15 protein-coding genes are annotated in these 16811 nt (G+C 66.8%); 9 read left to right on the forward strand and 6 right to left on the reverse strand.

Translation table 11 applies throughout. The features are described 5' to 3' along the window. Window positions 1–12: 12 nt before the first annotated feature. Window positions 13–1014, forward strand: coding sequence for an NAD(P)H-dependent flavin oxidoreductase (locus ACWW1C_RS05455; RefSeq protein WP_455982497.1), 1002 nt, complete (start codon window positions 13–15; stop codon window positions 1012–1014). A gap of 117 nt (window positions 1015–1131) precedes the next feature. Continuing rightward, window positions 1132–2277, forward strand: a complete 1146-nt coding sequence (locus tag ACWW1C_RS05460) for an acyl-CoA dehydrogenase family protein (protein WP_455982498.1) — start codon at window positions 1132–1134, stop codon at window positions 2275–2277. Between the two features lie 172 nt (window positions 2278–2449). On the opposite strand, the gene ACWW1C_RS05465 is transcribed toward ACWW1C_RS05460, so the two are convergent. Continuing rightward, window positions 2450–2572: a hypothetical protein gene (locus ACWW1C_RS05465; protein WP_020099274.1), complete on the reverse strand. Its 123-nt coding sequence runs from the start codon at window positions 2570–2572 to the stop codon at window positions 2450–2452. Window positions 2573–2908: 336 nt separating this feature from the next. Between ACWW1C_RS05465 and ACWW1C_RS05470 the strand changes: the two genes are divergently transcribed. Genes ACWW1C_RS05470 through ACWW1C_RS05480 form a run of 3 tightly spaced genes read left to right on the forward strand, consistent with a single transcriptional unit; the run spans window position 2909 to window position 6449 of the window. Beyond that, a complete protein-coding gene (locus tag ACWW1C_RS05470; protein ID WP_455982499.1) occupies window positions 2909–5152 on the forward strand; it encodes an MMPL family transporter in 2244 nt (747 codons plus the stop codon). After that, the gene (locus tag ACWW1C_RS05475) at window positions 5149–5817 is read left to right on the forward strand and encodes a TetR/AcrR family transcriptional regulator (protein WP_455982500.1); all 669 of its coding nucleotides are present in this window, start codon (window positions 5149–5151) and stop codon (window positions 5815–5817) included. The genes ACWW1C_RS05470 and ACWW1C_RS05475 overlap by 4 nt, the downstream gene beginning before the upstream one ends. Window positions 5818–5819: 2 nt before the next feature. Then, entirely contained in the window at window positions 5820–6449 is a 630-nt protein-coding gene (locus ACWW1C_RS05480; RefSeq protein ID WP_455982501.1) for a class I SAM-dependent methyltransferase, read from the forward strand. On the opposite strand, the gene ACWW1C_RS05485 is transcribed toward ACWW1C_RS05480, so the two are convergent. Next, window positions 6436–7164, reverse strand: coding sequence for an NAD-dependent deacylase (locus ACWW1C_RS05485; protein ID WP_455982502.1), 729 nt, complete (start codon window positions 7162–7164; stop codon window positions 6436–6438). The two genes, ACWW1C_RS05480 and ACWW1C_RS05485, sit on opposite strands and share 14 nt — an antisense overlap. 86 nt (window positions 7165–7250) lie before the next feature. Between ACWW1C_RS05485 and ACWW1C_RS05490 the strand changes: the two genes are divergently transcribed. Beyond that, a complete protein-coding gene (locus ACWW1C_RS05490; protein ID WP_455982503.1) occupies window positions 7251–7613 on the forward strand; it encodes a GntR family transcriptional regulator in 363 nt (120 codons plus the stop codon). Window positions 7614–7628: 15 nt separating this feature from the next. Here ACWW1C_RS05490 and ACWW1C_RS05495 read toward each other — a convergent pair whose 3' ends face one another. Next, on the reverse strand, window positions 7629–8825 hold the full coding sequence (locus tag ACWW1C_RS05495) for a PucR family transcriptional regulator (protein WP_455982504.1): 1197 nt from the start codon (window positions 8823–8825) through the stop codon (window positions 7629–7631). Window positions 8826–8956: 131 nt separating this feature from the next. Here ACWW1C_RS05495 and ACWW1C_RS05500 point away from each other — a divergent pair, with 131 nt between their 5' ends. Together ACWW1C_RS05500 and ACWW1C_RS05505 are read left to right on the forward strand one after the other, a co-directional pair. Next, window positions 8957–10462, forward strand: a complete 1506-nt coding sequence (locus ACWW1C_RS05500; RefSeq protein ID WP_455982505.1) for a flavin-containing monooxygenase — start codon at window positions 8957–8959, stop codon at window positions 10460–10462. 34 nt (window positions 10463–10496) lie between these two features. Beyond that, window positions 10497–13640 carry a bifunctional cytochrome P450/NADPH--P450 reductase gene (locus ACWW1C_RS05505; RefSeq protein ID WP_455982506.1) on the forward strand — a complete coding sequence of 1048 codons (3144 nt, stop codon included), beginning with the start codon at window positions 10497–10499 and terminating at the stop codon, window positions 13638–13640. Here ACWW1C_RS05505 and ACWW1C_RS05510 read toward each other — a convergent pair. The 3 genes from ACWW1C_RS05510 to ACWW1C_RS05520 form a co-directional block, all read right to left on the reverse strand. Beyond that, the gene (locus tag ACWW1C_RS05510; protein ID WP_455984157.1) at window positions 13613–14884 is read right to left on the reverse strand and encodes a uracil-xanthine permease family protein; all 1272 of its coding nucleotides are present in this window, start codon (window positions 14882–14884) and stop codon (window positions 13613–13615) included. The genes ACWW1C_RS05505 and ACWW1C_RS05510 overlap by 28 nt on opposite strands. Window positions 14885–14946: 62 nt before the next feature. After that, complete coding sequence (locus ACWW1C_RS05515) at window positions 14947–15780, reverse strand: class I SAM-dependent methyltransferase (RefSeq protein WP_455982507.1); 834 nt, start codon at window positions 15778–15780, stop codon at window positions 14947–14949. Beyond that, complete coding sequence (locus tag ACWW1C_RS05520) at window positions 15777–16298, reverse strand: DUF1697 domain-containing protein (RefSeq protein ID WP_455982508.1); 522 nt, start codon at window positions 16296–16298, stop codon at window positions 15777–15779. The genes ACWW1C_RS05515 and ACWW1C_RS05520 overlap by 4 nt, the downstream gene beginning before the upstream one ends. Before the next feature lie 54 nt (window positions 16299–16352). Between ACWW1C_RS05520 and ACWW1C_RS05525 the strand changes: the two genes are divergently transcribed. Beyond that, window positions 16353–16796 (forward strand): PPOX class F420-dependent oxidoreductase, encoded by a 444-nt coding sequence (locus tag ACWW1C_RS05525; RefSeq protein ID WP_455982509.1) that lies wholly within the window; start codon window positions 16353–16355, stop codon window positions 16794–16796. Window positions 16797–16811: the final 15 nt, after the last annotated feature.

The raw sequence follows: 16811 nt of genomic DNA on the forward strand, positions 1-16811 counted from the left end.
TAAGGAACAGCGATGAGCATCCAGACGAAGTTCACCGAGGCCTTCGGCGTCGAGCACCCGATCGCCCAGGGCGGTATGCAGTGGGTCGGCCGCGCGGAACTGGTTGCCGCGGTTGCCAATGCGGGCGGCCTCGGTTTCATCACCGCGCTGACGCAGCCGACACCGGCTGACCTGGCCAACGAGATCGCCAAGACCCGCGATCTGACGGACAAGCCGTTCGGTGTGAACCTGACGATCCTGCCGTCGATCAACCCACCGCCGTACGACGAGTACCGCCAGGTGATCGTCGACGCGGGCATCAAGATCGTCGAGACCGCAGGCTCCAACCCCGGGCCGCATCTGCCGATGTTCCACGACAACGGCATCAAGGTCCTGCACAAGTGCACCTCGGTGCGCCACGCGGTCAAGGCCCAGAGCCTGGGTGTCGACGGCATCAGCATCGACGGTTTCGAGTGCGCAGGTCACCCCGGCGAGGACGACGTGCCAGGGCTGGTGCTGATCCCGGCCGCCGCCAAGGAGATCGAGATTCCGATGATCGCCTCGGGCGGTTTCGGTGACGCGCGCGGACTGGTGGCCGCGCTGGCGCTGGGTGCGGACGGCATCAACATGGGCACGCGCTTCATGTGCACCGTCGAGTCGTGCATCCACGAGAACGTCAAGGAAGCCATCGTGGCGACCGACGAGCGGGGCACCGAGCTGATCTTCCGCAGCTTGAAGAACACCGCGCGCGTGGCGTCCAACGCCGTCTCGCGTGAGGTGGTGGAAATCCTCAAGGGCGGCGGCCAGTTCGAGGACGTCAAGGATCTGGTGGCCGGCGTGCGTGGCCGCAAGGTGTTCGAGAACGGCGACATTGACGCCGGCATCTGGACCGCGGGCACCGTCATGGGGCTGATCCACGACATCCCCACGTGCGACGAGCTGATCAGCCGCATCGTCGGGGAAGCCGAGGACATCATCACGGGCCGTCTGGCCCGGATGGTCGGCGCGGGCGAAGCCGAGCTCGCCGCCGTCTAGCTGTCTGAACGCTGAGGGCCGTGGCTCCACCGGAGTCACGGCCCTCACTTCGTTCGGCAGGGGGCAGCCAGGTAGCTTTTGGCCATAGGCGACCCGGCCCGCGTTAAGGAATTCGATATGCAGCGCAGCTTGTTCGAGGTAGATCACGACGACTTCCGGGCCTCCGTGCGCGAATTCGTCTCTCGCCACATCGAACCGAATGAAGACAAATTCATCGAGCAGCGCTACATCGACCGCGAGGTGTGGCTGGAGGCCGGCCGCAACGGGTATCTGGGGCTCGAGGTGCCCGAGGAGTACGGCGGCAGCGCCGCCGGGGACTACCGCTTCAATACCGTTCTGTGTGAAGAGCTTTCGCGTTCCAGCGCTGCGGCGGCGTCGGCATTCACCATCCACTACGACTGTGCCGCACCATATCTGGTCACGCTGACCACCGAGGAACAGAAGCGTCGGTGGCTGCCGAGGTTCTGCACCGGCGAGATGATCACTGCCATCGGTATGACCGAGCCTTCTGGTGGATCGGATCTGGCCGCGTTGAAGACAACCGCGGTCAAAGACGGTTCCAGTTACATCATCAACGGTTCGAAGACGTTCATCACCAATGGGACCCAGGCCGACATGGTTATCGTCGCCTCGCGAACCGCACCGGAAAAGGGTTCCAAGGGCATCACCCTGTTCGCTGTCGAGACGGGCATGCCGGGCTTCACGCGTGGGCGCAAGCTGGACAAGGTCGGCCAGCCCGAAGCTGACACCGCGGAGCTGTTCTTCGAAGACGTCCGGGTCGACGAGTCGGCGATCATCGGTGAGGTCGACCGGGGCTTCATCCACATGATGACGCTGCTGCCCCAGGAACGGATCAGCGTTGCGGTGGCCAACCTCGCCCACGTCCGGCGGATTCTGGAAGACACCGTCGAGTACGCCAAGGAACGCAAGGCGTTCGGCCAAGCCATCGGCTCCCTGCAATGGAACAAGTTCCTTCTCGCTGACATGGTCACCAAGCTCGATGTGGCGCAGGCCTATGTCGACAACTGCGTGGTGGCGCACCTGAGCGGCGAGTTGACCGCCGTCGATGCGGCGAAGGCCAAGTACTGGAGTTCGGTGGTGCAGAACGAAATCTTGGACAACTGCGTCCAGATCCACGGCGGCTACGGCTTCATGAATGAATACCGGGTCGCTCGGGCGTGGAAGGACGCTCGCGTCACCAAGATCTGGGCGGGCTCGAACGAGATCATGCGTGAGGTCATCGGTCGCGATCTCGGTCTGTAGGTGTGTGTCGCGTCAGCGGGGCCTGAATCCAGACACACAAAAAGCCACCGACCGTGTCGGTCGGTGGCTTTCACGCTGGTGATCACTCCAGCGAGTCCCTACGTGCACGCGGTTTCAGTGCACGGGCGTCGCGCCTCGGCGCGGCGTCAGACTCGCGGGTGGACCCGCGGAATCAGACAGCCTCGGCGAGATCGGGGAACTGCTCGGACGTGTCACCCTCGATCAGGACGTCCCCGTGGTACAGGGCATCGAAATCTACTTTGATGACATCTGCGTTGGTGTCGTCGATCCACATGTCTATGAGGCTATGGGTCGCTATTAAGAAATCATTGAGTCACGATTCGGAAAACGTTGGCAATTCTTACCGCTGGGTAGGTTGGCCGACCCGGACCCCTAAGTGACCCGCGGGTAGCTCACATTCCGCAAGGCCACGGGTGATCTTGATGCAGTGTCTGCGCCCCTGTTCGCGGCTTAGTTCACTGGCCAGTAGCAAACATGACAACCGTCACGTGGATAGCGCCTGGTCGGTCCGGTGAACCGGACGTCAATAAATCTCGTATCCCTTGGTAGTGACCGTTGACACGCCTAAGTTATCGACGCTAACTTAGCGGTGTTACGAAAAGGGGAATGCATGCTGAACCGCATCGCGCTGCTGGCCATCGCCGCGCCGAAGAGAATTCTGGTGCTCGCGGGGTTGGTGCTCATCGCCGCGGCGATCTTCGGCATCCCGGTGGTCAAGACCCTGCCCGCGGGCGGTTTCCAAGATCCCAAGGCCGAGTCGTCGCAAGCCGGCCGACTGCTGGCCACCAAGTTCCACCAAGGCGACATGCCGATGTTGGTTACCGTCACCGCGCCCGACGGGGTGCACGGGCCGGCTGCCTCCGCGGCCGCCCGCGACATCGTCGACCACCTGAAGGCCTCGCCCCACGTCGCCTACGTCTCCTCGGCCTGGACCGTGCCACCAGCCGCAGCCGGAGAACTGACCAGCAAGGACGGCACCTCCGGGTTGATCGTCGCCGGCATGAACGGTGGTGAGAACAACGCGCAGAAGTACGCGCAGGAACTCGCCGATCAGGTGGTGCACGACCGGCCCGGCGTCACCGTCAAAGCCGGCGGCGGGGCCATCATCTACTCCCAGATCAACACCCAGACCGAGCATGACCTGTTCGTCATGGAGTCCATCGCGATACCGCTCAGCTTCCTGGTGCTGGTGTGGGTGTTCGGCGGACTGGTCGCCGCCGCCCTGCCGATCCTGGTCGGCGGGCTGGCCATGACCGGCACGCTCGCGGTGCTGCGCACCATCACTTTCTTCACCGACGTATCGGTGTTCGCGCTGAACGTGGCCACCGCCCTTGGGCTGGCCCTCGCCATCGACTACACGCTGTTGATCATCAGCCGCTACCGCGACGAGGTCGCCGAAGGGCAGCCGCGGGATCGGGCGCTGATCCGCACCATGGTCACCGCGGGCCGCACCGTGCTGTTCTCGGCGACGACGGTCGGGCTGTCGATGGCAGCCATGCTGATGTTTCCGATGTACTTCCTCACGTCCATCGCCTACGCCGGCATCGCGACGGTGGCGTTCGCGGCAGCGGCCGCGGTGATCGTCACGCCGGCGGCCATCTGGCTGCTCGGCGACCGGCTCGACGCCCTCAGCCTGCCGCACCTGTTCCGGCGCGACACCACGCCCAAGCCCGTGCAGGCGACGTTCTTCTACCGCACGGCCAAGGCGGTCATGCGCCGTTCGGTGTCGGCTGGTGTGGCCGTCGTCGTACTGCTGCTGGTGCTGGGTGCGCCGTTCCTCGGCGCGAAATGGGGATTCCCCGACGAGCGGGTGCTGCCGACGACGGCGTCGGCGCACGAGGTGGGGGACCAGCTGCGCAACGACTACGCCAACAACTCGGCCACCGACATCACGGCCGTCATTCCCGACGCCGTGGGGTTGACCCCGGCCGCGTTCGATACCTATGCCGCCGACCTCTCGCGCGTCACCGCGGTCACCGAAGTCTCCTCGCCGACCGGAACTTTCGTCGGCGGCCGGAAAGTGGCGCCGGCCGGTCCCGGTGCCGCGATCGTCGACGGCAGTGCCTTCCTGACGATCGGCAGCAGCGCGCCGCTGTTCTCGGACGCGTCTCAGGCGCAGCTCGACGCGGTGCACGCGGTCAAGGGGCCGGACGGGCGCACGGTGCAGCTCGCGGGCGTGGCGCAGATCAGCCACGACAGCGTGCAGGCCGTCACCGACCGGCTGCCGTGGGTGCTGGCTGTCATCGCCGTCATCACGCTCGGGCTCCTGTTCCTGCTCACCGGCAGCGTGGTCCTGCCCGTGAAAGCCGTTGTCCTCAACGTTCTTTCGCTCACGGCGGCGTTCGGTGCCCTGGTCTGGATCTTCCAGGACGGTCACCTCGGCGCGCTCGGCACCACGGCGACCGGGACGTTGGCGTCCAACATGCCGGTCCTGCTGTTCTGTATCGCGTTCGGGCTGTCGATGGATTACGAGGTGTTCCTGGTCGCCCGCATCCGTGAGTTCTGGCAGGCGGGGCAGGCCGCCACTCAAGAAGCCAACGACGAGAGCGTCGCGCTCGGCCTGGCCCACACCGGCCGGGTCATCACCGCCGCGGCGCTGGTGATGTCGATTTCGTTCGGCGCGCTGATCGCCGCGGAAGTGTCGTTCATGCGGATGTTCGGACTCGGCCTGACGATCGCCGTTCTGGTCGATGCCACTCTCGTGCGGACGGTGCTGGTACCGGCCTTCATGCACCTGATGGGACGGTGGAACTGGTGGGCGCCGGCGCCACTGGCCCGGCTGCACAAGCGCATCGGCATCAGTGAGTCCGGTGCGAGCGACCCACCCGTGCCGTCGGCATGCGGAGCGCAATGACCGAGGCCAAGCGGCGGCGGGCCCCGCGCGGGGCCGGAGACCAGCTGCGCGACGAAATCCTCGATGCGGCAACCGAATTGCTACTGGACACCGGCAGCGCCAAGGAGGTGTCCATCCGATCGGTCTCGCAGCGGGTGGGCGTCACCCCGCCATCGATCTACCTCCATTTCGCCGACAAGGACGCCTTGTTGGACGCGGTGTGCGGCCGGTACTTCGAGCGACTCGACGACGTCATGCAGCAGGTGGCCGCCGAGCAGCCGACGACCATCGACCGGTTGCGTGCGCAGGGCCTGGCGTATGTCCGCTTCGCGCGGCAGAACCCCGAGCTCTACCGGATCGCCATGATGTCCGAGGGGCACCCGGGCAGCGACGTGGATCAGGCCCTCGACGCCGCGGCCTTCGTGCATATGCGGGATTCGGTGCAGGCGCTGATGGACGAGGGCAATTATCCGCGCGGCGATGTGACGGTGGCGGCACTCGGATTGTGGACGGTGGCGCACGGGCTGGCGGCATTGTTCATCTCGCGGCCATATCTGCCGTTCGGCGATCTCGAGGAGTTCGCGGACCGGGTGCTCAGCGCCGCGTGCCTCGGTGGCATGGTGAGAGGACTGGGCGCCTCGGGTACGACGCCGCAGCAGCTGGTCGAGCGACTGAAAGGTTCCTGACGATGACCGACACCTCGGTGGACAACCCGTTCTTCGCCCGCATGTGGATCGCGATGTCGTCGCGCGAACGCAAGTTCATGACCAAGCTGCGGCAGGAGAATCTCGCCGGTTTGCGCGGCCGGGTGCTGGAGATCGGCGCCGGAACCGGAACCAACTTCGCGTTCTACCCGGACACCGTGACCGAGGTGGTGGCCGTCGAGCCGGAGGTCCGGCTGGCACCGCTGGCGCGGAAGGCGGCGCTCACCGCGCCGGTGCCGGTGACGGTCCGCACCGAGACCGTCGAGAACTACGACAGCGGCGATCTTTTCGACGCGGTGGTGTGCTCACTCGTGCTGTGCTCGGTCGACGAACCGGAAAGCGTGCTGCGGCAGATGTATTCGCGGCTGAAGCCGGGCGGCGAGCTGCGCTACTTCGAGCACGTCGCGAGCGGCGGGGTGCGTGGCCGGGTGCAGCGTTTCCTGGATTCGACATTCTGGCCGAAGATTTCGGGCAACTGTCACGCACACCGGGAAACCGAGCAGAGCATCGTCGGCGCCGGATTCCAGGTTTCGGATGCCCGTCGCGTGCTGATGCTGCCGGGCTGGGTGCCCCTGGCCGAGGTGGCGTTGGGTCGAGCCGTCAGGCCTGCTTGATCGTCGGGAGCAGATCGGGCAGCCGCTGTAACAGGGTCGGCAGCGCAGTGGCCGCCGTCTCGCGCAGGGACACCGTGGCCTGATCCGAGAACGGCGTCGGCTTCGGGTTCACCTCGATCACCGGAATACCCTGCGCCGCAGCGGCTTCCGGCAGGGACGCCGCGGGGTACACCACCGACGAGGTGCCGACGGTGATCACCAGGTCGGCCGCGCTGACCGCTCTGACGGAGCTGTCCCACGCGTCGGCGGGCAGGTTCTCGCCGAACCACACCACATTGGGCCGCACCAGACCGCCGCAGTAGCACTCCGGCGGCTCGACCGTGATGGCCGGCTCGGGCATCGCTGGCAGCGTGCCGTCGAATCCGGCTTTGCAACTGTCGCAATGGAAGTGGAACAAGCTGCCGTGCAGATGGTGGACCCGCGTGCTGCCGGCCCGCTCATGCAGGTTGTCGATGTTCTGGGTGACGACGTCGACCTCGGTGTAGTCCTGCCACGCGGCCACTGCCCGGTGCCCGTCGTTGGGGGACACGTTGCCCATCATGTGATGGCGCCACAGATACCAGGCGAACACGCGCTCGGGGTGGCGGCGCCAGGCATCCGAACTCGAGATCTCGTAGGGGTCGGTGTTGGCCCACAAGCCGGTCTCGGCATCCCGGAAGGTCGGCACGCCACTGTCGGCGGACATCCCCGCACCGCTGAACACCGTCACCCGCATCCGACCACGTTATCGGGTTACGGGTGATCTGGGCCACTTCGGTGGCGGCGAACGTGTTGTTCAGGGCCATCGGCCATACTCGGCGGATGACCGATTTCGGTGAGTGGGTCCGGCTCGATCCGCACGTGGGGCCCCTGTTCGACCAGCTCCGGCTGCAGATCATCGGGGCCATTCGCGACGGACGCCTGCCCGCGGGGGCCCGGCTGCCCACCGTGCGCGACCTGGCCGGCACGTTGGGCATGGCGGCCAATACCGTCGCCCGGGCCTATCGCGAGCTCGAGACCGCGGGGGTCCTCGAAACCCGGGGTCGGTCAGGCACTTTCGTGGCCGCTGCTGACCCGGCCGCCGCCGCCATGGTGGACGCGGCCAATACCTTCGCGGACACGGCCCGGGCATTTGGCGTGTTGAAAGCCGACGCGCTGCGGTATCTGGACGCGGCGTTCGAGTAGCGCGGCGGTGAAAACTCAACCGCGCCAGTGCAACACGTCGAGCGCCACGCCGACTTCTACGCTGTTCTCGGACAGCGGGCGCGGCAGCAGTTCGTCGGCCCGGGCCAGCCTGCGCAGCAAGGTGTTGCGATGCGTGAAGAGCTTGCCCGCGGCGCGGGACACGTTGCACTGCTCACGCACGAATATCCGTACCGCGGAGCGCAATTCCGGGCTCGCGGTTTCCAGCTCACCCAACACCCGCTTGACGAAGACCGCGGCCCGGTCGGCGTCGGCGGTGAGCAGCGCGACCAGTTCGATATCGGTGTACTCCGCGATCTGCTGTGGCGAATGCAGTCGCGCCATCATCTGTTGGGTGGTGATCGCGTCGAAGTGGCTTCGGCGGAACCCGTCCACCCCAGGGCCCGTCGAGCCGATCGCGATGCGGACGTCGCGGCCGGCCGCAGGTGCCAGCGCATCGACGTCGACCGGACCCGGCGCCCACACCCACCGCGTGGCGGTACTCGCCGGCACGCTGAGTGGCCGGCCACCCGCGGAATGCCCGAAAGCCTCTGCGGCGCGGTCCAATTGGGACAGGTCGCCATTCGGATTGTCGGTCCAGATGACGGCGGCGGTGTGGGTACCGCCGAGCCCGTAAGCGAGCCGGCTTTCGGCGCGCTGCCGGGGGATCGGGGCGCCGTCCAGCAACAGTGCGACCGTCTCCCTGCGCTCGGCGTGGGTGCCGCGCGTGAGCTCGTCGCGCTCGAGTTCGATCTGCGCCGCGATGGCGGCCAGGGTGGCTTCGATGAAGTCGCTGATCGACCGCGAGCAGACGTCGAGCATCGCGAGCAGGTCGGCGTGGTCTGACGTCAGTTCGAACGCGATCTCCATCAGACGTCGCCACGCAACGCCTTCGCCGACCCGGTATGCGTCCAACGTGTAGGAATCGACGCCGCGGCGGACCATCTCCCGCGCGACGGCCATCGGTTCCGAGCTCGCGTTGGCGGGCACGGGGGCGCCGGGGTCGCGGACGTTGGCGGTGCCCCAGCACAACAGGTTCGACCGATTGCTGCGGCTCACGGCCGCCGCCAGTTCCGGGTCCGACGCGATGGCCGGATTGGCGCTCAGCACGGCGCGGTCGAGTTCCTCGAGCCAGTCCGGCGGGGCGTTGGTGACAACCTGTGCGCACTGGCGGATCAACTCGCGTACCTGCGGTGACGGCCGCGCTCCGTCCATGGCTCCAGGTTATCGTCGCTGGTGCGTATTGCACCAGAATTGGAGAAATTTGAGATGTTTTGACCTTTGGTTGGGGGTCTGTGCGCGCCAACATTGTGACCACGCCCACCACTGCCAACAGGGAGTCCGCAATGGAGCACACCGCCAACACCGACCAGGTCGACGTACTGATCGTCGGCGCCGGAATCTCCGGCATCGGCGCCGCCTACTACCTGCAGAAGGACCATCCGGGGCGGTCGTACGCGATCCTGGAGTCCCGCGGCGCGACGGGTGGCACCTGGGACCTGTTCCGGTACCCCGGCATTCGCTCCGACTCCGACCTGCACACCTTCGGCTACGAGTTCAAGCCGTGGCGCGACGAGGACGCCATCGCCTCCGCCGACAAGATTCTGGCCTACCTGCGAGAGACGGTCAGCGAGAACAACATCGACCGCAACATCCGGTTCCACCACAAGGTCCTCGGCGCCGCGTGGGACAGCAACACCGCGCGCTGGGTCGTGGACGTCGAGCGCACCGACACCGACGAACTGGTGCAAATCTCCGCCAACTGGCTGTTCTGCGCCGGCGGCTACTACCGCTATGACGAGGGCTTCACCCCGCAGTTCCCGGGCCGCGACCGGTTCGCCGGTCAGATCGTGCACCCGCAGCACTGGCCCGAGGACCTCGACTACACCGGCAAGAAGGTCGTCATCATCGGCAGCGGTGCAACGGCGGTGACGCTCGTGCCATCGATGGCCGCCAAGGCCGCGCACGTGACCATGCTGCAGCGCTCGCCGACCTACATCCTTCCGGTGCCGTCCAAGGATGCGTTCGCCAACGTGGCCGGGCGCGTGCTCGGCGCCGATCGCGGCTATGCCCTCGCCCGGCGGAAGAACGTCATCCGGCAGCGCGCGGTGTACACGCTCTGCCAGAAGTACCCGGCCGCCGCCCGGCGCCTCATCCGGTGGACCAACGCCCGCGAACTGCCCGAGGGTTACCCTGTCGACACGCACTTCAGCCCCGCCTACAAGCCGTGGGACCAGCGCCTGTGCACCGTGCCCGACGCCGACCTGTTCAAGGCGATCGGCAGCGGCAAGGCCTCGGTGGTCACCGACCGCATCGCGACCTTCACCGAGACCGGCATCGAGCTGGAGTCCGGACAGCATCTGGACGCCGACATCATCGTCACCGCAACGGGTTTGAACGTCCAACTGTTCGGTGGCATGTCCCTGACCGTCGATGGTCAGGCGGTGAACCTCTCGGACACCGTCGCCTACAAGGGCATCATGCTCTCGGGTGTGCCGAACTTCGCCTTCGCCTTCGGCTACACGAACTCGTCGTGGACGCTCAAAGTCGGACTGCTGTGCGAGCATTTCTGCCGGCTGCTGAAACACATGGACGAGGGCGGATTCGACAGCGTCCGGCCGGAGTTCGACGACGCGGGCATGGACACCAAGCCGCTACTCGACTTCGCCGCCGGATACGTCCAGCGCGTCGCGGACACGCTGCCCCGACAGGGCGTTTCCGGACCCTGGGTGATGTCGATGAACTACAACTTCGACCGCGAGATGCTGCGGCACGGCGTGGTGGCCGACCCGAGCCTGCGGTTCACGAGCGCCGCGCGCGCCGAAGTTGAGGAGTTCGTGCCGATTTCTTGATCGGCGCTCAGGGTGGCCGCATACGCTGACGGGAATGGAGTCGTTCTCTCCCGCGGTCCCGCCTGAAATTCCCGGTGTCCCTTCAGCTGTCGGCGTCGTATTGCCGCCCGGGCCACTGCCCGGGCGGCCGTATTCGTTGCCACTGGATTTGCTGACCGAGCAGTACGGGCCGCTGTTCTATGCGGATTTCGGCGGCAGTCGGCGGTTGTACGCCTGCTCGTTGGCGCTGGTCGACGAATTATGCGACGAGACCCGCTTCGTCAAGGGCCTCACCGACCGGTTGGCCCGATTCCGGCCGCTCGCCGGTAACGGGCTGTTCACGTCCTACACCGGTGAGGACGGCTGGCAGGAAGCCCACGACCTCCTGATCCCGGGATTCAGCTTCAGCGGACTCCGCAGCTATCACCCCGCGATGCTGGACATCATCCGCCAGTTGATCGAGCAGTGGGATGCCGCGGTCGGCGCCCGCCCGGTGGACGTGGCCGGTGACCTGGCGAAGCTGGCCATGGACACCGTCGGCCTGGCCGGGTTCGGCGCCAGGTTCGACTCCTACCAGCACGACGGGCTTGCCGACGTTCCGGCCAGTTTCGCGGCGGCCCTGAACCAGATTCTCGCCGGGCCCAATGCCGACCCGGGGGTCTTCGAGGCCGAGCGCGACAATCTGTTCGGCTTCATCGCGGATCTGATCGCCGGGCACCGCGCGGGCGCGGCCGAACTCGACGACCTCCTGGTCCTGATGCTGCAACCGGGACCCGACGGGAAACCGATCCTCGACGACGACAGCATCCGCAATCAGATCGCCACGTTCATGGTCGCCGGGCAGGACACCACGTCGACGGTGATGCCGACCGCGCTCTACAGCATCGTGAAGAACCCGGCCGTGCTGCACCGGGCACAGGCGGAGGCCGACGCCGTGTTCGGCCCCGACGACGACCACGTGCCGGCGTTCGACGAGATCGGCAAGCTCACCTACATTCGCCGGATCATCGACGAGACGTTGCGGCTGTCTCCACCGGTGCGCGAATTCGATCGAATGGCCTTGGCGGACACCGTGATCGGCGGGAAGTATCCGGTGCGGCAAGGCGAAGCGGTGACGGTGCTGACGTCGTCGCTGCATCGTCAGCCCGAGTGGGGCGACAACGTCGAAATCTTCGATCCCGACCGCTTCGACCCCGAGCAGGCCGGGCAGCGTCCGGTCAATCTGTTCAAGCCGTTCGGCACCGGCGCGCGGTCTTGCATCGGACGTCAGTTCGCGCTGCACGAAGCGACGATGGCGATCGCGACCCTGGTGCACCGCTACCGGTTCGTCGATGTCGAGCACTACACCCTGCGTACCCACAGCGACCTGCTGCGCAAGCCGGAGGGCTTCCACGTGCAACTCGTCCGCCGTACCCCGGAGGAGCGCCGGCAGGTGCCCGCGGCAGTGCCGGCCGCGCCGGTGACGCAGTCGCGCGCGGCAGTGCCAGCAGGCACGAAACTGCTTGTGCTGCATGGCTCGAACCTTGGGAACTGTCGCTCGCTGGCGCAGCAGCTCGGCGACGAAGCCGTCGACCTCGGCTATGAAACAACCGTTGCCGCATTGGATTCCGCAACCGGTGCACTGCCGGATCAGGGTGCGGTGGTGATCGTCGCCGCGTCGTACAACGGGATGCCGACCGACGACGCGCGCGCATTCGTGGACTGGCTGGACGGCGCGGCCGACCACGCGCCGGCGGTGCCGTATGCCGTTCTTGGTGTCGGCGACCGAAATTGGGCTGAGACCTACATGGCCATACCCCGGCGCATCGACGCCCGACTCGCGGAACTCGGTGCCACGCAACTCCTTCCGATGGTCGAAGCCGACACCTCGGGTGACTTCGCCGGCGTGGTGGAGGACTTCTCGGTGGCGCTGTGGAATGCGCTCGGAGGCGTCTTCGGCGCCGTCGCAACTGATGAGCCCGTAGCCGACGAGCCGCTCTACGATCTGCGCGCCATCGATGGGCCCGTCACCGCCGCGATCGACGCCCGTCATCAGGTGCAGCCGGCCACCGTGCTGGACAACATTCCGTTGGTGGACACCGGCTCTGAGTTCGGACAGGACAAGCGGTTGATCCGCATCGCGCTGCCCGACGGCGTCGACTACCAGACCGGTGATCACCTCACCGTGCTGCCGGACAACAGCCCCGCGCTCGTCGACGAGGTCGGTGAGCTGCTGGACCTGCGGCTCGATCGCCGCATCTCGATCAATCCACGGCGCAGTACCCGGCGGGCGATCCCGATCGACCGGGAAGTCACTGTGCGCGAACTGCTTACGCACTTCCTCGAACTCCGCAAGCCGGCCACCCGGAGTCAGCTGCTGCGATTGGCGGCGGCGAACCCATGCCCGCCGGAGCGCGCCGCACTGACCGCGCTGGCCGACGTCCCTGACGCGCGCGCACTGAGTGTCACCGAGTGCCTGGCGGAGTTCCCGGCCACCCAGCTCAGCCGTGCCGAGCTGCTGGAACTGTTCGAACCGATGTCCCCGCGGCACTATTCGATCGCCACGTCGTCGCGCCGCCGTGCCCGGGAAGTTGAGCTGGTGGTCGGGGTACTGGAAGGGCCTGCGCGATCCGGGGCCGGTGTGTTCCGCGGCGTCTCATCCAGCTACCTCGCGGATTCCGTTCCAGGACAGCAGATTCGGATGCGCGTAGATCCCGCGCGGCAGGCGTTCCGCGCCGGCGCCGACCCGACCCGTAACGTCATCCTGGTCAGTGCCGGGACAGGCGTCGCCCCGTTCCGGGGATTCATCGGAGATCGGCTGGGCGCTCTGGAAGCGGGCGAGCCGTTCACCGCGGCGCTGTGCTTCTTCGGTGTGCGGCACCCGGATGTGGACTACCTGTTCCGCGACGAGGCCGAGGACGCCGAGCGACTCGGCATCGTGCGGATGCGGCCGGCGTTCTCCCGGGCGGGTGACGAGGTCAAGTACGTGCAGGATCGCATCGCCGCGGACGCCGACGAGGTCTGGGACATGATCGGTAACCCGGACAACGACACCCACGTCTATGTGTGCGGCGACGGCGCCCGGATGGCGCCCGCGGTGCGCGCTGCGTTCCAGGACATCTACCGCAGCAAGGCCGGGGCCGACGACGCCGCCGCCCGCGCCTGGTTGGCCGGCCTGGTCAACTCCGACCGCTACGTCGAGGACGTCTGGGCCGGGTAGCGGGTACCACCGCGGATCGCGGTCAGCCCCCGCATGCCGTGGTAGATCACCAGCGCCGCAACGGAACCGAGCGCGATGCCGGTGAACGTCAACGGTCCGGCCTGCCAGGTGAAATCGGCGATACCGATGATCAGCGGGATGGCGGCGGTCATCTGGTTGACCGGCTGGGAGAAATCCACCTGGTTGGTCAGCCAGATCCGCACCCCGAGGATGCCGACCAGACCGTAGAGCACGATCGTCGCCCCGCCCAGCACGCCGGGCGGAATGGCGGAGATGGCGGCACCGACCTTGGGACACAACGACAGTACGACGGCCACGGTGGCGGCCACCCAGTACGCGGCGGTCGAGTAGATGCGCGTCGCGGCCATCACCCCGATGTTCTCGGCGTAGGTGGTGGTGGCGGATCCGCCGCCGGCGCCGGCCAGCACGGTGGCCACGCCGTCGGCCGCCAGCGCCCGGCCCATCAGCGGGTCCAGGTCCCGGCCCGTCATCTGGCCGACTGATTTCACGTGCCCGATGTTCTCGGCGATCAGCGCGATCACGGCCGGCAGGAACATCGGCAGGACCGCCAGACCGAAGGACGGACCGTGGAATTCGGGCAGCCCGATCCACGGCGCGGCAGCGATCGCCGCGGTGTCGACGTCGCCGAGGGCCAGCGCCAGCAGGTAACCGATGACCACCGCCAGGAAGATGGCCAGCCGGCCGATGATGCCGCGGAAGAACGCCAGCGTCGCAACCAGCAGCACCAGCGTCACCAGGCCGACCAGCGGCCCCTTCTCGAAATTGTGCTTCGCCGCCGGCGCCAGGTTGAACCCGATCAGGGCGACGATGGCACCGGTGACCACCGGCGGCAGCGTCGCATCCAGCCAGCGCGTGCCGATCAGATGCACCACCGCGCCGACCAGGATCAACAGCAGGCCCACGGCGATCAAGCCGCCCAGCGCGCTGCCGGTTCCGTGTGCGGCGACCGCGGCGGTCACCGGCGCGATCACCGAGAAGCTCGACCCCAGATAGCTCGGCAGCCGGTTTCCGGTGATCAGCAGGAACGCGATGGTTCCGACGCCGGAGAACAGCAGCGTGGTGGCCGGCGGGAAACCGGTCAGCACCGGCACCAGGAACGTGGCCCCGAACATCGCCACCACATGCTGGGCACCGATGCCGATGGTGCGGGGCCAGCTGAGCCGTTCATCGGGGCCGACGACGGCGGCGTCCGGTCCGACCGGCGTCCAGGAGAGCGGAATCATCCGGTCATATTGCCGGATGGCGCTCATATTCGCTGTCTGTCAGCGCATTCGGCGCGATGGCGCTAGCCGAACTCCAGCAGCGTCATCGCCGGGCGCACCGGATCGAGCAGCGGAGTCCGCTGTGCCGTCCGCATGATGGCGTTCAGCAGCCGGCTGCGCGTGGCGGGGGACTCCACGTCGTGGACCGCCCGAATTCCCGGGATGGTGTCGACCAATCGCGCGGCCTGGCTTGCCGACAGGGTGAACGGCATCGGCGGCACCCGGTAGCGCAACGAGGTCCGCATTCCGCGCCCGACCAGTCGGGCGAACAGTGCCGGCGGCGAATCGAACATCAGCCGCCCGCCCGGAAACCGCTTGGCGCACTCGGCGATCAGTCCCAGCGACTCTTCGGGCTGTAGGTACATCAGCAGGCCCTCGGCCGTGATGAAGACGCCCTCGGTGGCGTCGACCTGATCCATCCAGCTGTAGTCCAATGCCGACTGTGCGCACACCGAAACCCGGTCCGAAGGAGGCAGCAGTTTACTGCGGACCTCGATCATCGGCGGTAGATCAACTGTCAGCCAACGGAATTCGGTACCGACATCGCTTGCGGAGATGCGGTAGAAGCTGGTCTGCAGACCTTCGGCCAGCGCCACCACGGTGGCCTTCGGGTGGTCACGCAGATAATCGCGGGTGGCGCGGTCGAACGCCAACGCACGCATCGCCATGTCGGGCCGGTTCGAATAGCCGAACTTGGCGAAATCGAAGTCGATGCGGTCCACCAGCTCGACCGCCACCGGATCGTCGAGGATGCCGTCGGGCCGGCGCGCTTCGCTGGCCCGGACCTGCAGGGTCATCAGCGCCGTCTCGGAGACCCCCGTCAGCGTGGTGCCGTCGATCTTCCGCGGTGAACTCATGTGGCAGCCAGCACTTTCTCGATGGTCCGCAAGTTTCGGGTGGTGGTGGACGATTTGTAGCGCTTCTTGCCCATGGTCTTGCTGATCGCACTGCTCAGGGTGTCGCCACGGGCCACCTGCCAGTACAGGACGCCGTGCCCGCGACTGATCAATTCGTCGCCGACCGGGTCGAGCGCCGCGAGTTCATCCAGCACGTCGGGGTCGCTGACGAAGGTGACGTACGAATGATGCCCGTCGACCTCGCGCTCGAAGGGGTAGTCCGCCGATATCGTTTTCAGTTCCGACATCGGGTACACCAGCACCCAGGCGTCGTACCCGAACGAGTCCCGCAGCGCCGCTTCGGCTTTCGTGCGGACCGTCGCCTCCTTCGTCGAACTGGACAGCACGACGTTGCCGCTGGCCAGTAGAGTCTTGACGTCATCGAAGCCGGCCTGCCGGAACGTGGCCGCGACATCGGCCATCTTCAGATTCACGCCGCCGACGTTGACGCCGCGCAGAAATACCGCGTAGCGAGTCATGTGAACTCCGTCATGACGCCCAATGGTAGGCAGTTGCGCCGTAGGCTGTGTGCCATGACCCGTCAGGTCTTCGAAGACAAGCTGCTCGCGCTGATCAGCGACAATTCGCTGGGCGTGCTGGCCACCATCAAACGCGATGGTCGGCCGCAGTTGTCGAACGTGTCCTATTACTTCGACCCGAGGGCCGTCACCATCGGCGTCTCGATCACCGAACCCCGGGCCAAGACCCGCAACCTGCGGCGGGACGCCCGGGCGTCGATCTACGTCCGGTCCGACGACGGTTGGGCATACGCGGTGGCCGAGGGCGACGCGGTGTTGAGCCCACCGGCCGCGGAACCCGACGACGACACCGTCGAGGGGCTGATCGCCTTGTACCGCAACATCTCCGGTGAGCATCCGGACTGGGACGATTACCGCCGGGCGATGGTCGCCGACCGTCGGGTGCTACTGACCATGCCGATAACCCATCTGTACGGGCTGCCGCCGGGCGTGCGCTGAACGCGATAGTCTGCG

The sequence above is a fragment of the Mycobacterium sp. HM-7 genome (assembly GCF_053852335.1).

Bases quoted from the DNA above. Each gene is read 5' to 3' on its own strand.
- ACWW1C_RS05455 (WP_455982497.1), top strand. From the start codon at position 13: ATGAGCATCCAGACGAAGTTCACCGAGGCCTTCGGCGTCGAGCACCCG.
- ACWW1C_RS05460 (WP_455982498.1), top strand. From the start codon at position 1,132: ATGCAGCGCAGCTTGTTCGAGGTAGATCACGACGACTTCCGGGCCTCC.
- ACWW1C_RS05465 (WP_020099274.1), bottom strand. From the start codon at position 2,572: ATGTGGATCGACGACACCAACGCAGATGTCATCAAAGTAGATTTCGAT.
- ACWW1C_RS05470 (WP_455982499.1), top strand. From the start codon at position 2,909: ATGCTGAACCGCATCGCGCTGCTGGCCATCGCCGCGCCGAAGAGAATT.
- ACWW1C_RS05475 (WP_455982500.1), top strand. From the start codon at position 5,149: ATGACCGAGGCCAAGCGGCGGCGGGCCCCGCGCGGGGCCGGAGACCAG.
- ACWW1C_RS05480 (WP_455982501.1), top strand. From the start codon at position 5,820: ATGACCGACACCTCGGTGGACAACCCGTTCTTCGCCCGCATGTGGATC.
- ACWW1C_RS05485 (WP_455982502.1), bottom strand. From the start codon at position 7,164: ATGCGGGTGACGGTGTTCAGCGGTGCGGGGATGTCCGCCGACAGTGGC.
- ACWW1C_RS05490 (WP_455982503.1), top strand. From the start codon at position 7,251: ATGACCGATTTCGGTGAGTGGGTCCGGCTCGATCCGCACGTGGGGCCC.
- ACWW1C_RS05495 (WP_455982504.1), bottom strand. From the start codon at position 8,825: ATGGACGGAGCGCGGCCGTCACCGCAGGTACGCGAGTTGATCCGCCAG.
- ACWW1C_RS05500 (WP_455982505.1), top strand. From the start codon at position 8,957: ATGGAGCACACCGCCAACACCGACCAGGTCGACGTACTGATCGTCGGC.
- ACWW1C_RS05505 (WP_455982506.1), top strand. From the start codon at position 10,497: ATGGAGTCGTTCTCTCCCGCGGTCCCGCCTGAAATTCCCGGTGTCCCT.
- ACWW1C_RS05510 (WP_455984157.1), bottom strand. From the start codon at position 14,884: ATGATTCCGCTCTCCTGGACGCCGGTCGGACCGGACGCCGCCGTCGTC.
- ACWW1C_RS05515 (WP_455982507.1), bottom strand. From the start codon at position 15,780: ATGAGTTCACCGCGGAAGATCGACGGCACCACGCTGACGGGGGTCTCC.
- ACWW1C_RS05520 (WP_455982508.1), bottom strand. From the start codon at position 16,298: ATGACTCGCTACGCGGTATTTCTGCGCGGCGTCAACGTCGGCGGCGTG.
- ACWW1C_RS05525 (WP_455982509.1), top strand. From the start codon at position 16,353: ATGACCCGTCAGGTCTTCGAAGACAAGCTGCTCGCGCTGATCAGCGAC.